A 13,201-nucleotide genomic window follows, 5' to 3' on the forward strand; every position below is an offset into this window, starting at 1 on the left:
CTGCTTTGCAACTTCAAGGTTTAGTGTCCATTGTAAGGCAATCAATTTGAGGAAAATATTATTGGCTTGCCCGAAAGTTTATGCGATTCTCTGCGCCTTTGCGTCTCTGCATGAGATACTTTTAATAACACGGAGATAAAACGCTTCCCAATCTTTCGCGTCCCAAGCGATCGCTCACCTTCCCCTCACAAACAACTCGAATTCCATTAATATAAACCGCTTTCACAATCTCATCCGAACCGCGCTTCACCATCCGAGGTTCACCGTCCAGAACTGGATCTGATATTTGCACTTGGGGGCTAATTGGCTGATTTAAAGCATGAGGATTGAGTAAAACTATATCGGCTTTAGCACCAACTTTCAGGACTCCCGTATCGAGACGAAACCAACGGGCGGGTTCTCCTGTAACACGAGAAATCGCAGCTTCCGGTGAAAGGAACTTCGTTGCAACTGCTTGTTTGAGCAAAGATAAAGCTCCATCATAGTAGCCAAGGTTACGCACATGAGCGCCAGCATCAGTAAAACCAGGGAAAATATAAGGATGCTGCATCATAGCCAAACGGGGTTTTAAGCGATCGTTGGCTCCTGTCGCTACCCAGCGCAAATCCGTATCGTAAGTCTGTAACGCCTGAATAAACAAATCCACTGGTTCCTGTTGCTTATGGCGGGCAATTTTGGCAAAACTCAACCCTTGCCAACTCGCTTCGGGACAGTCAACAACTTCCATCAAATCTAACTGACGATGGAATGATTTACGCCTTCTATTAACCCATTCCTGGCGAAACTGGCGGCGAAAAACTTCAGATTTCCACAGTTGTTGTCGTTCCTGTCGTGACTCACAGCCATTCAGTTGTGCCCCTGTCGAAAATTCTTCAAACAAGGGAGTGACGGGGCCATCCGAGTAAATCGTGAAAGGTTCAGTCAGTGTTTGAAAACGAACATTGCCACCGAGAATGCAGTTCCAAAAATTGAGGATGGGGGAAAAGATTCGCCACAATTTGCGATCGTGTACGGCATCTAAGGCTGAGAGGACAGTTAGCCGTAAGGGTTTTTGCCCAATGCCTGAACCTATACGTAGGATGTCCACAAAGGAAGCCAGCTTTTGTAAATTGGGAGTGACTTGAAAAACGCGATCGCTTCGCCGACAGAGATTCGCTAGCATCGCGTATTCTTTAAACTTGGCGTGTTGAGAGGGAATTGTACAGCCTTGCCATTCTCCACTCATTCGATGCCAAGGAAACATATCTATAGAAACGCCAACAAATCCAGCATCTAAAGCATCCGCCGTAATTCGCTGCATAATTTTTAACTCGAATTTGCTTGGCTGAATGGTTAAGCTGCGTTCCAATCCCATAACATAAGCGCGTAAAGCACTATGCCCAAACAAAGGCGCAACATTAGGCCCAAGCGGTAACTGTTGCAAATGCTGTAAATATTCTGCTGGTGTCTGCCAAGAAAATGACTGTTGCAGCCATTTCTCAATTAGGCGATGAGAAAGGGTTTCTACCCGCTGAAAAATATCTGCCAGCATTTGCGGTTCGCCGATCGCAATCGACAAACTACAATTGCCAATGACAACGCTGGTAACACCATGACGTACTGATTCACTCAGTCCAGGTGCAATTTCCAACTCTAAATCGTAGTGAGTGTGAATATCGATAAATCCTGGCGTAACCCATAGCCCAGAAGCATCAAACACTTCACGGGCTGGGGTAGATAACGAAGGAGCGTTGGCTTTGCCCAACCCAGGCATCGCCACAATCCGTCCATCTTGAATTCCAATATCCCCACGAACAGATGCAGTTCCTAAACCATCAAAAATTAACCCGTTTTGAATCAGCAAATCCAACATAATTCTTTGTTGTCCTTTGGTTATTATTGGATCTGTTTAGGGTCATTATAGGCTGGGAATTTATTGGAAATGGCGATCGCTTGCAATCGAATATTGCCGATTCAGCGTGTGTAAGGTTGTGCTGTACTAAGACTTGGTATAGCCCTGTAATGCTTGACGTTGAAAGTACAGAGCATTGCTTCTCTTCCGACAGCACAAGCAGCAATCAAAGCATCGAGTAAGCCTAAATTGTCTAATAGGTGATAAGAATCAGCTTCGGTAGACCAAATGACAGGTAAGGGAGCAACGAGCTTGAGAGCATTGCGGACTCGTTGTGTATTTTTAGCATCCTGAATGAGTTTCATGACAACAAAACCAGGAACACTCGGTACTTCTGTAAGGCTGGCAAACCAAGCGATTGCAGTGGCGTGGCCGCGCATAATGTCAATCAGAATATCTGTATCTAATAAGTACATTCAATTTACTTACGATCGCTCGCGTGTTTCAGCCTGATGACGCAACTCAAGAGCGTAAGCTTGACTATCAGTGATATCAGGGCGTGAATCAATCGTACCTTCATTTTGCCAGTATGTAACAAGTTCTGCTCCAGTTTTGGGTAGATTATCTAGAACTTTTCTTGTAAATAAAATACGTAAAATATATTTGGATAAAGGTAAATTGAGCCGAGAGGCTTCGCTGTAAAGTTCGTTTTCTAGTTCTGGCGGTAGGTTAAGATTAATACTCATCTCGATCTTTTATCTAGTTTTGATTCTAATCTTGATGGTAGCTTGAGGAAAAGAAGGGTTTGCTAGGATTTTTTCAAAATAGCGATCGCAGGCGATCGACCTACTTATAAGCTCTGATTAATTGGAAATTAGTTCCGTCTTGCAGTTTAGTATTTGTATCGCGGTGTTATGTTAATGCATCGGTCTGCAATGTTAATGCATCAGCCTGCAATGTTAATGCATCGGTCTGCAATGTTAATGCATCGGTCTGCAATGTTAATGCATCGGTCTGCAATGTTAATGCATTGGTCTGTTATGCCATTGCATCGAACTACAAAAGTTAACCTATTCTTTTTTAAACTTGCCTAGTGCAATTGAGGGCAGAGATTGGGAGCGATCGCTTATTGTTCAATATGACTTGTTCGTAATAGCTAACTGCCAGTAGAACAGTAGTATCGCTCTCCTATTTTCCAAAGCTGAAGTGCAACTATCAAAAAAAGAATACCTGCCATTGGCGAGACATAACAAAACCACAAAGGCACTGAAAAATTATCTTCTTTTTCTAGTACTGCAAGCAAAGGAAAATAGCTGACGCAGCCAAGCGGAATCAAGAAAGTAAAAAATCGCTGGAACCATTTACTATAGATTGAAAGCGGATACTGAGCCGTTTCCACTCCTCCATAAGTGAGAATGTTCATAATCTCTAAAGATTCAATAGTCCAAAATGTCAGGGTTGCTTGCACAATGACAATACCAACAAAGAGTGCAATTCCGCCAATAAATGAAGTACCCAAAAGCCACAATGTTTTAAAACTAAAAGGAATGTGCAGAGTTGAAAGCGACCATCCCATAACAACAATTCCCTGAGAAAATCGTCCTATTCGTTTTAATGTAAATTCTGTACCTAGAAGCTGAAGTACTGTAGTGCGCGGACGGAGAAGTAAACGGTCGAAGTTACCGCTTTTAATGAGAGTTGCAAAAGAATCAAATCCTCTGCCAAGGGCATCAGCACAAGCAAAAGAAATATTAATCGTTCCATAAAACAGAGCAACTTCAGCCAAAGTCCACGTACCAATATTATTAAAACGACTAAAAAGTGCCCAGATTCCAAAAAATTCAACAACAGTTCCTAGAAGATGCCCTACAAGTTGAAGTAAGAAGGACACTTTATATTGCATTTGCGATCTGAAAGATACAGAAATATATCGTAAGTAAAGCAAAAAAGCATTCACAGCCAACCTTCGAGTAATTAAAAATTACGTTAGCGCAGTGTTAGCGCGTCCGCGAGCGTCATTACGAATTACGAATTACGAATTACGAATTACGAATTATTCCTTTATCCTCCTTGAATTACAAGCTTTCTGACACCACGTTTCACAAGAACACGCCCAAGGATAACAATGACAACTATCCAGAAAGTTTGATGCAGCAATACATTAAATAGCGCATTTGGTAGCAGATTGCCAGTAAAAAGACGAAAAGGTTGATCGAGAAGTCCTGAGAAAGGAAGTGCATTGAGGACAGGCTTAATCCATTCAGGAAAAAGTGGTAGAGGAACAATCATTCCAGAGAAGATGATTATAAAAGTGGGGAGGACACTATTAATTCCCTCACCAGAGATTGTCCACATCATTGATACAGTCAAAAGCATTGTCAATGCAGAGGAAAGTAGAATTGCACCGATAAAGGAAACAATAAAGGCAATAAGAGAAGCAAACGAAGGTGGAAAAGCAAGCGATCGCTCAGATCCTAGCAGGGGTAAAATAAAAATTGCTACACTCAGAAGCGGAATAGCACGCAGTATCAGGGGTGCTGTGCGAAGCGCCAAAGCGCGAGTAAACCAAAAATTATAAAGGTCAGTGGGTCGCAGCAGATCGTATCCTACCGCACCGGAGCGTATTAGTTCTTGAATTTCTCGATCGCCCGACCAAGGAACAATAGCCATCAAAAATGCTTGTCCAAGCCAGACATATCCTACAGCTTCACGAAAAGTCATTGGTTGAGTAGAGGTTGCATGAGTAAAGAATGCCTCAAGAACCATTACTTTCACAAATCCCCAAAAAAGTTGAGTTGCCACCCCTGCTAAAGCAGCAGTCCGATATTGCAACAGCAGTGCAAATCTGGCAACAAACAGCGACCAATATGCTGTCATATGGAAGTCCCTCCGGAATTGGCGTAAAGTTCGGCAACTATCTCCTCAATCGGTGGATTTTCTACAAACAGATCCTCTACTTCATGTTTTGCAGTAACTTGGCTAATCAGGGATGCAGCAGAAAGCTTCGTGGGATCGAAAGCAAGAGTTACGGTGCGACCTTCTTTAGAGATGATATTGACACCTTCTTCCTCAAAGAAAAAATCATCCTTAGCCAAGTCGATTCTTAAATACCGCCGCGAGGAAACTTGAGAACGCAGCTTTGCCAGAGTTCCATCACAAAGAATCTCACCGCCACCAATAATAATGATGCGATCGCACAATGCCTCGATATCATCCATATCATGGGTTGTCAAAATGGTAGTTACTTGATGCGTTTTATTCAGCGCTTTGATAAATTTTCTGACCGCAAGCTTTGAAACTGCATCAAGCCCGATGGTAGGTTCATCAAGAAAAAGAATTTCAGGTCTGTGCAGCATGGCGGCTGCAAAGTCACATCGCATCCTTTGACCAAGGCTTAACTGCCTCACAGGAGTAGAGAGAAAGCTTGAGAGATCGAGCAAATCAATCATTTCATCGCGTGTCTGGCGATATTCTAAATGGGGAACACAATAAATATCCCGCAGCAAATCGAAAGACTCAATTACTGGCAGATCCCACCATAGTTGCGTTCTTTGACCAAACACTACTCCAATTCGACCAACATGCCGGATTCTATCTTTCCAAGGAGTTCGTCCGCCAATTATACATTTTCCACTAGAGGGTACTAAGATACCACTTAAAATTTTAATGGTAGTAGATTTACCAGCTCCATTTGGGCCGATATATCCTACCAATTCTCCCCGCTCCAGCGAGAACGAAACTCCTTTCAACGCCCGGACTTCTATAGTTTTTCGCTGCACAAGCCCTCGGATTGAACCGAAAAGCCCAGAGGAACGTTCAGACACAAAAAAAGTCTTCTTGAGGTCTTCGACAAGAATGTGAGACATATATGATACTAATTCGTAATTCGTAATGCGTAATTCGTAATTAAAACAGATAGAAGAAGGTTTAATATAGCTTGTTTCGCATCTTTTACCAATTTGGTGTTACTTTACTGCTATTAAAGCTTCTAGTAAATTTTGCTTCATTATTCGTAGATGCGATCGCGTACCCGTTCGTAATCAACTCAAGTGAGCCAGTAGGGAAAACATCTGCCATTAAATTGTTCCTTAACTTTTAGATGTTTGCTGGTTAAAATCCTGAAAAATTGGGAAGCTGAAAACTAATCAGATTTTATTTACCCGCTGGCTTAGGATAGCGAGTTATATTCGCTCAATACTTTTCAAAGATCGTTTAACAAATGTCTAACTATGAATTATTTAGACATTACTAATTATTAGCTAATGACTGAAATTGATTGAAACAAAGACAATTCAAATTTGAATAGAGGATAAATATATGAGTCAAAGGCTGTTACTCAAACCTACAAATAAAGGGTTAATGGCATTAGTAATTGCTGCTACTGCGATTACAGGTGGAATTGGTATTTATGCTATTTCTCAGTTTGGGCAATTTGGTCAAACTGCTTCATCTGAGCCAATAAAAACTACGCCAAGCAGTCAAAAAGTAACAGCATTAGGACGACTAGAACCGGAAGCAGAGGTAATTAGCTTGTCTGCGCCCTTGGCTTTAGATGGCGATCGCGTTGCCCAAATTTCAGTAAAAGAAGGCGATCGCGTTCAAGCCGGACAGATTGTGGCAATTTTAGACTCGCGCGATCGCTTACAAACTGCTGTATTACAGGCTAAACAACAAATTAGGGTTGCCCAAGCTAAACTCGCTCAAGTTGAAGCGGGTGCAAAAGCCGGAGAAATTCAAGCACAGCAAGCAAACATCGAACGCATACAAGCACAATCTCTAGGAGATAAAACCGCTCAAGCAGAAGCAATCGCTCGCATAGAAGCGCAGTGGCTAGGAGACAAAATAGCTCAAGAGGCAACAATCAAAAAGCTGGAAGCAGAACTCAACAATGCTCAAGCCGAATATCAACGCTATCAACAGTTATCCTCCGAAGGAGCAGTTTCTAACTCTGCGTTTGACACGAAGCGCTTGAGTTGGGAAACTGCCAAACAGCAACTCGACGAAGCCAAAGCAATTCTTAACCGCATTAACGCTACTGCAAAGAGACAACTTGCCGAAGCTAAAGTCGCACTTACCCGGATTAATGCCACTAGTAACAAACAAGTCAGCCAAGCTCAAGCCACACTCACCAGTATTGCCGAAGTCCGTCCGGTAGATGTGCAGGCATCAAAAACAGAGGTAGACAATGCGATCGCCACACTCAAACGTTCCCAAACCGAGTTGATTGGTGCTTATATCAAAGCACCAACGGCAGGTCAGATAATTAAAATTCATACAAGAGTGGGAGAAAAAATTAGTACTACTGGCATTGCAGACGTAGCGCAAACCAACCAAATGATGGCAGTAGCCGAAGTTTATCAAACGGATGTTGGTAAAGTGAAACTCGGACAGCAAGCAGTGATTACTAGTCAGGCATTTACTGGCGAACTACGAGGAACCGTCTCCCATATTGGTTTACAAGTAAATCGACAAAACGTTTTTAGCAACCAACCAGGAGAAAATCTCGATAGCCGAGTAGTTGAGGTAAAAATTCGCCTGAATCCCCCAGATAGTAAACGAGTTGCAGGTTTTACCAACTTGCAAGTGCAAACAGCAATTGAATTGTAAAGAGACTGGGGGAGGACGCGGGGACGCAAAGACACGGGGACGCGGAGAATAATTACTGACTCTTGCCTAACAACTGACGACTAACTATTGACTAATATCCAATATGAAACTATTTCGCAAAACGCCGCTGGCATGGCGGCAGTTAATGAAAGAAAAAACGCGTTTGGTTGTTGCGGTTGCAGGTATAACCTTTGCCGATATGCTGATGTTTATACAGTTGGGGTTTGAAAGTGCGCTGTTTGATGCAGCCATAAAACCCCATCGCAATTTGCAAGCAGATTTGGTTTTGATTAATCCTCAACTTCAAACTCTGTTCTCAGTCAAAAGCTTTTCTAGAGAGCGACTGTATCAAACATTAGCTTATGACGGTGTTGAGTCAGTGAATTCTGTTTATATCAGTACCGGACAATGGCGAAATCCCGAAACGCGTCTCGAACGCGCTATCTTAGTTTGGGGTATCGATCCAGCGAAACCCGCATTCAAATCCCCTGAAACCAAACAAAACCAACATTATCTCAAGCAGTTGTATCAAGTTCTGTTTGACCAAGCAGGTCGTCCGGAATATGGGGCAGTTGGCGATATCTTTAAGAAAACAGGCAACTTTGAAACGGAACTGAATAATAAAGCCATCAGCGTTAAAGCCTTGTTTACCGATGGTGCTTCCTTTGCTGCCGATGGTAATGTGATTACCAGTGACTCTACCTTTCTTCAAATATTCCCAGAACGTAAACCCGATCGCATCGAAGTGGGGTTAATTACTCTCAAACCAGATGCCGATCCCGAAAAAGTGCGATCGCAACTCGCCGCTCGATTACCCAATGATGTCAAAGTCCTGATTCCAGAAGCATTTGCCCAAATCGAAAGACAATATTGGGAAACTGGTACTGCCATTGGTTTTATTTTCGGTTTAGGTACAACAGTCGGATTTATTGTTGGCATCGTTATTGTCTACCAAATCCTTTACTCCGATGTTTCGGAACACATGCCAGAATACGCCACGCTCAAAGCTATGGGCTACGGCGATCGCTATTTACTAGTAGTCTTACTCCAAGAAGCATTGTTCTTAGCCGTGCTGGGTTATATGCCGGCATTTTTCCTTTCCGTCGGACTTTATCAGCTCACCTATACTGCTACAATGCTGCCCTTAGCCATGAAGCTAGAACGGGCAATACATGTCTTAATTTTAACTATTATCATGTGTAGTTTTTCTGGCGCGATCGCCATGCGAAAACTACGAGCCGCCGACCCAGCCGACGTTTTCTAGTTTCAGGAGTCAGTTGTCAGAAGGACGGCAGTTGCTCCATTTGGGGAGACCCCAAGACTGCACTGCCTCCAGAAGGCAGAAGTGAAGAATTATCCCCCTTGTCCCCCTCCATATGTTGCAAGAATATTTACCACTAACTTTTAACTCAACAATCTCTGCTGTAGAACCAGTGATTTCTGTAACTAACCTCAACCACTACTTTGGTGGGGGTGGGCTTCGCAAACAAGTTTTATTCGATATCAATTTAGAGATTAACGCTGGCGATATCGTGATTATGACTGGCCCCTCCGGATCGGGAAAAACCACTTTATTAACTTTGATGGGTGGACTGCGTTCTGCTCAAGCAGGCAGTTTAAAAATCTTAGGACAGGAAATTTGTGGAGCTAATAAGCAGCAATTAACCAAGCTTCGCCGCCAAATTGGCTATATTTTTCAGGCGCATAATCTAATGACTTTTCTCACGGCGAAAGAAAATGTGCGAATGTCCTTAGAGTTGCATGATGAGTTTTTGAATCAAGATATCAATGCAAAAGCGATCGCCATGCTGGAAACTGTCGGTTTGGGACAGCGTGTAAATTACTACCCAGAGAATTTATCAGGGGGACAAAAACAACGGGTGGCGATCGCTCGTGCTTTAGTCAGTCATCCTAAGATTGTCTTAGCAGACGAACCCACAGCCGCACTCGACAAAAAATCTGGGCGCGATGTCGTGGAATTGATGCAGAAGCTAGCCAAAGAACAAAACTGTACGATTTTGCTAGTTACCCATGACAACCGCATTCTCGATATTGCCGATCGCATTATCTATATGGAAGATGGTCAGCTAAAGACCGATGGCGTAGATGTTAGCAGCTAGTTAGTAACGCAAAGACGCAGGGGATAAGAAGACAAGAAAGACAAAGAGAATAACTCCTAACTCTTGTATAGACCTGCCATGGCAGGTCTGTACTCCCCAGTCCCCACTCTCTTGCACATCGCCTAAAGTTTATTCTTAACTTTAAGATATTCAGTTGTTAATAATGTCAAATGCTCTAACATAACTAAATAAGTTACTTCTTTGCGCTACGGCATGACTTTTTTTATTTCCATACTTCGTGAAGTATTACTCTGCACACTCTGTAGTTATTTAATTACGTATTCTTGTGTTTGGAAAGGAGTAACTAAAGCAGTTGAATTAAAAAGACGTGATTAAAAGTTTTTAGGTTAAATAAAAGGTAATTATTTTAGTATAATTGTTAACCATTTTATTAGACTATATATGAAATTTTACAGAAAATACAAAATCAAAATGAAATCTCACTATCTTAGTGACAATAACAGAATCTAGAAAAAAGTTTGTATGACAGTGGCTAACAACGAAATCACAGAATTTACAGTAGTCAAGGGGACTATACCAAAATCGCTAAAAATTCAATTTAAGGTTTTCTGTGTCAAGAAAAATTTAGAAATGAGTGAGGTATTGGAAACCTTAATTAAACAATGGATACAAACAGGTGCTACTATTCCTCAATTGTCAAGTCATTTAGTTCAAGATGAATTAGAAGAAATAAAAGGATACATTCCAAAAAATTTAAAGTATCAGTTTAAAGTTCTCTGTAAGCAGAAACAAGTTACAATGCGTTCTGTTTTATATGCACTTATCACAAAGTTGATGGAAAAGGACAGTTTTAGAGAATAATAGTTTTTACTTGATTTATCTGCATTTCATCTATATTCATGGTGAATAGACTTGTTAGGTAAAAATCTCAGAATTTTAATGATTCCGAATCAATATCTAAAAGGAAACTACCCACACTGTAATGCCACAGGGTGGGTAGTTTTATTGGATAGTTTAACAAGTTTGACTCATAGAGAAAAGGTTTGCCATTAAGTTGAGTCTTAAATTTTAGATATTTACTGGTGTAAATCATCAAAAATTGGCAATCTTATAAACAACAAGGTTTGCGAATAAATGTAGTTTATGTAGCAGATAAGCTTTTGCAGGCATTGTCATCCCTATTTATAAAAAATCGAGAGATGGCAGATGTACAGCGCTTTTCATCTACGTGAAGTACACTAGCCCACCTCCTTGTCAAGGGGAGAGTTGGGGTGTACTCCATCAACTTGCAATCTACTGTATTTGTAAATTTGCGACTAACTACTAAAAATAACTGTCCGCAGTCAACAATAAAATTTACCAGCTAGGAGTTAATTATTAATCTCTTGGATTCCTGCAACCCTGATTTTCCATAGTAGAAACGATTCTTTTTATTTGTTTGCTAACAAATAAACTGGCTGACCAACTCTTGTTCATAACAGTTTCAACTTAAACATTCTGCTTTGGGAGAAGTAAACAATTATGGCTTTAATAACTCAGTCCGTTAATCAGTCATTAGCAGGAGAAACAATGAAAAATATCTTAGTGATTGAAGACGAGACACCAACACGCAACCTTTTTCTTAATTGCCTAAAATCTGAAGGTTTCTGCCCTATTGGGGCTGAGAATGGCATTGTTGGTATTCAACGGGCGCGGGAATGTTCGCCTGATTTAGTACTTTGCGATGTTCTGATGCCAGAACTTGATGGTTATAGCGTTCTCAGTACACTACGCCAAGACCCTGTAACAGCGATTATTCCTTTTATTCTTCTCACTGTTACACTTACCAAGTCTGAACTCCGTAAAGGTATGAACTTAGGAGCAGATGACTATCTTACTAAACCTTGTACGGTAGAAGAATTACTAGCAGCGATCGCAGCCCGATTGAAAAAACAAACAGCACTCAAGCAGTGGTATGTAAATCAACAATCATCAATCAAATCCCAATCCACCGATACTGCAACTTTCTATCCTACTAACTCTCGACTTAGTAAAGTCTTCCAATATATTGAGGAGAATTACCATCAGCAAATTAGCCTTTCTAATGTAGCCCAAGCAGTAGGTTACTCTCATGCTTACTTGACTAATTTAGTCAAACGCCAAACGAAGCGATCGGTACATGACTGGATTGTTGAACGCCGGATGACAGAAGCGCGTTATTTACTTCTCAATACTGACGAAACTATCAATCGAATTGCAAACAAAGTGGGATATCCAGACGCAGGTTATTTCATTCGCTTATTTCGCCAGATTCATAAACTTCCTCCAAAAGAATGGAGAAACACATCTCGTATACAGCCAGTTGATGGATATTTTTCCGCCTTACCTTCTTTGAACTAAAGCCAACCATTTCTATCATTACTTGAAAATACTTTGTGTCTTAGTAGTTCAAGATTTGGGACACTAAGACATAAAGAGAAAAATAGGTTTGTATGCGTTTCCTAATTTGACAAAGATAATGCAAAATTTAACTTCAGCAAAATCAACCTCTCCCTTTTCCACAGGATTACCAGCCTTGTATATTATTGCTTTCTTATCGGGTATATCTATAGGGCTGTTTAATCCTTTTATTTCAACGCTTATGGCTCAAAATCAAATTGATGAGCTATGGATAGGCGCTAACTCTACAGTGTATTTTCTCATGATAGCTTTGGGGACTCCTTTGGTAGCAAAAATATTGCATCAAATAGGACTCCGTAAAACTATGATGCTAGGTCTGATACTGATGGGTTTTAGCGCTCCTTTGTTTCCTTGGACGACACAAATATCGTTATGGTTTATCATCCGCGCTGTTATGGGTTTTGGTTGTTGTTTGTACTTAGTTTGTGGACAAACAGCATTAAATTACTTCTGTCATGAAAGTAATCGAGCGATTACTAATGGTTTGTATGCTTTAGCTTTTTCTTTTGGATTTGGTATCGGCCCGGTTATCGGTTCATCTCTCTACAATCTTTCTCCAAAATTGACTTTTTCTTTAGGTAGTCTTTTAATTATTACTGGTGTAGTTGTTGTTTGGTTAGGCTTACCTGAAAAGTCGGTTGTTTTTCGAGCTTCTTTCCGTGTAGAACTTGTTAGAAAGTTAAAACTTCCTTTTCAAAGTGCATTTGCCTATGGTTTTGCTGAATCTACTTTAGTTTCTTTATATCCAGTTTATTTAATACAACAAAACTATAGTGTGGAACAAATAGGTCTGACATTTGCTGTATTTGTAGTTGGAGGTCTAATTGCAACTCTTCCAATTACTCATTTAGCAGACCGTTTTGGTAGATTAAAGGTTCTTTTGATTACTGTATGTCTTGCACTGTTTTCTATTTTGTCTCTTTCAATAGTTACTAACAACATCGCTACTCAAATACTTGCCTTTATTGCTGGAGCTAGTGTAAGTCCCGTTTTTCCCCTAGCGATAGCAATGATTGGAGACAAACTTTCTAGAAATGAATTATCTTCGGGAAGTGCCTTACTCACAACTATCTATAGTTTTGGATGTACATTGGGGCCGATACTTTCTTCCATAGCTATGCAAGTTTTTGGAAATAATCAAGTTTTTAGCTTGTCAACAATTACTTTTTTTCTAGTTGTGTTTTACACAATTAAAGAATTGAAAAATCTGGAAAAAGTATATTAATTAATTCATCTAAAAAAC

13 protein-coding genes are annotated in these 13,201 nt (G+C 40.8%); 6 read left to right on the top strand and 7 right to left on the bottom strand.

Annotation, left to right across the window (positions count from 1 at the left end):
* Positions 1-121 precede the first annotated feature (121 nt).
* The 7 genes from RMY31_RS31605 to RMY31_RS31635 form a co-directional block, all read right to left on the bottom strand.
* A complete protein-coding gene (locus tag RMY31_RS31605) occupies positions 122-1,852 on the bottom strand; it encodes a D-aminoacylase (protein ID WP_322658456.1) in 1,731 nt (576 codons plus the stop codon).
* A gap of 101 nt (positions 1,853-1,953) precedes the next feature.
* Positions 1,954-2,307 carry a PIN domain-containing protein gene (locus RMY31_RS31610; RefSeq protein WP_322658455.1) on the bottom strand — a complete coding sequence of 118 codons (354 nt, stop codon included), beginning with the start codon at positions 2,305-2,307 and terminating at the stop codon, positions 1,954-1,956.
* 9 nt (positions 2,308-2,316) lie between these two features.
* Positions 2,317-2,577: a hypothetical protein gene (locus RMY31_RS31615; protein WP_322658454.1), complete on the bottom strand. Its 261-nt coding sequence runs from the start codon at positions 2,575-2,577 to the stop codon at positions 2,317-2,319.
* Positions 2,578-2,987: 410 nt separating this feature from the next.
* A complete protein-coding gene (locus RMY31_RS31620) occupies positions 2,988-3,734 on the bottom strand; it encodes an ABC transporter permease (protein WP_322658453.1) in 747 nt (248 codons plus the stop codon).
* A gap of 158 nt (positions 3,735-3,892) precedes the next feature.
* Complete coding sequence (locus RMY31_RS31625; RefSeq protein WP_322658452.1) at positions 3,893-4,708, bottom strand: ABC transporter permease; 816 nt, start codon at positions 4,706-4,708, stop codon at positions 3,893-3,895.
* Positions 4,705-5,697 (bottom strand): ATP-binding cassette domain-containing protein, encoded by a 993-nt coding sequence (locus RMY31_RS31630; RefSeq protein WP_322658451.1) that lies wholly within the window; start codon positions 5,695-5,697, stop codon positions 4,705-4,707. The genes RMY31_RS31625 and RMY31_RS31630 overlap by 4 nt, the downstream gene beginning before the upstream one ends.
* Positions 5,698-5,782: 85 nt before the next feature.
* Positions 5,783-5,908 carry a hypothetical protein gene (locus RMY31_RS31635; RefSeq protein ID WP_409878981.1) on the bottom strand — a complete coding sequence of 42 codons (126 nt, stop codon included), beginning with the start codon at positions 5,906-5,908 and terminating at the stop codon, positions 5,783-5,785.
* A 240-nt stretch (positions 5,909-6,148) separates the two neighbouring features.
* Here RMY31_RS31635 and RMY31_RS31640 point away from each other — a divergent pair, with 240 nt between their 5' ends.
* The 6 genes from RMY31_RS31640 to RMY31_RS31665 all read left to right on the top strand — a co-directional run bounded on the left by RMY31_RS31640 (position 6,149) and on the right by RMY31_RS31665 (position 13,183).
* Complete coding sequence (locus RMY31_RS31640) at positions 6,149-7,438, top strand: ABC exporter membrane fusion protein (protein ID WP_322658450.1); 1,290 nt, start codon at positions 6,149-6,151, stop codon at positions 7,436-7,438.
* A gap of 103 nt (positions 7,439-7,541) precedes the next feature.
* Positions 7,542-8,702, top strand: coding sequence for an ABC transporter permease DevC (devC, locus tag RMY31_RS31645; RefSeq protein ID WP_322658449.1), 1,161 nt, complete (start codon positions 7,542-7,544; stop codon positions 8,700-8,702).
* Positions 8,703-8,814: 112 nt separating this feature from the next.
* Positions 8,815-9,558 carry a DevA family ABC transporter ATP-binding protein gene (locus RMY31_RS31650; RefSeq protein WP_322658448.1) on the top strand — a complete coding sequence of 248 codons (744 nt, stop codon included), beginning with the start codon at positions 8,815-8,817 and terminating at the stop codon, positions 9,556-9,558.
* A gap of 483 nt (positions 9,559-10,041) precedes the next feature.
* Positions 10,042-10,380 (top strand): hypothetical protein, encoded by a 339-nt coding sequence (locus RMY31_RS31655; protein ID WP_322658447.1) that lies wholly within the window; start codon positions 10,042-10,044, stop codon positions 10,378-10,380.
* A gap of 660 nt (positions 10,381-11,040) precedes the next feature.
* Positions 11,041-11,898, top strand: coding sequence for a DNA-binding response regulator (locus RMY31_RS31660; RefSeq protein ID WP_322658446.1), 858 nt, complete (start codon positions 11,041-11,043; stop codon positions 11,896-11,898).
* 118 nt (positions 11,899-12,016) lie between these two features.
* Entirely contained in the window at positions 12,017-13,183 is a 1,167-nt protein-coding gene (locus tag RMY31_RS31665) for an MFS transporter (RefSeq protein WP_322658445.1), read from the top strand.
* Positions 13,184-13,201: the final 18 nt, after the last annotated feature.

Source organism: Dendronalium sp. ChiSLP03b, assembly GCF_034531165.2.
Classification (GTDB): Bacteria; Cyanobacteriota; Cyanobacteriia; order Cyanobacteriales; family Nostocaceae; genus Dendronalium; species Dendronalium minutum.

Coding starts and splice junctions, on each gene's coding strand:
- RMY31_RS31610 (WP_322658455.1), bottom strand. CDS start 2,307: ATGTACTTATTAGATACAGATATTCTGATTGACATTATGCGCGGCCAC.
- RMY31_RS31665 (WP_322658445.1), top strand. CDS start 12,017: ATGCAAAATTTAACTTCAGCAAAATCAACCTCTCCCTTTTCCACAGGA.
- RMY31_RS31605 (WP_322658456.1), bottom strand. CDS start 1,852: ATGTTGGATTTGCTGATTCAAAACGGGTTAATTTTTGATGGTTTAGGA.
- RMY31_RS31635 (WP_409878981.1), bottom strand. CDS start 5,908: ATGGCAGATGTTTTCCCTACTGGCTCACTTGAGTTGATTACGAACGGG.
- RMY31_RS31655 (WP_322658447.1), top strand. CDS start 10,042: ATGACAGTGGCTAACAACGAAATCACAGAATTTACAGTAGTCAAGGGG.
- RMY31_RS31620 (WP_322658453.1), bottom strand. CDS start 3,734: ATGCAATATAAAGTGTCCTTCTTACTTCAACTTGTAGGGCATCTTCTA.
- devC (WP_322658449.1), top strand. CDS start 7,542: ATGAAACTATTTCGCAAAACGCCGCTGGCATGGCGGCAGTTAATGAAA.
- RMY31_RS31625 (WP_322658452.1), bottom strand. CDS start 4,708: ATGACAGCATATTGGTCGCTGTTTGTTGCCAGATTTGCACTGCTGTTG.
- RMY31_RS31615 (WP_322658454.1), bottom strand. CDS start 2,577: ATGAGTATTAATCTTAACCTACCGCCAGAACTAGAAAACGAACTTTAC.
- RMY31_RS31640 (WP_322658450.1), top strand. CDS start 6,149: ATGAGTCAAAGGCTGTTACTCAAACCTACAAATAAAGGGTTAATGGCA.
- RMY31_RS31660 (WP_322658446.1), top strand. CDS start 11,041: ATGGCTTTAATAACTCAGTCCGTTAATCAGTCATTAGCAGGAGAAACA.
- RMY31_RS31630 (WP_322658451.1), bottom strand. CDS start 5,697: ATGTCTCACATTCTTGTCGAAGACCTCAAGAAGACTTTTTTTGTGTCT.
- RMY31_RS31650 (WP_322658448.1), top strand. CDS start 8,815: ATGTTGCAAGAATATTTACCACTAACTTTTAACTCAACAATCTCTGCT.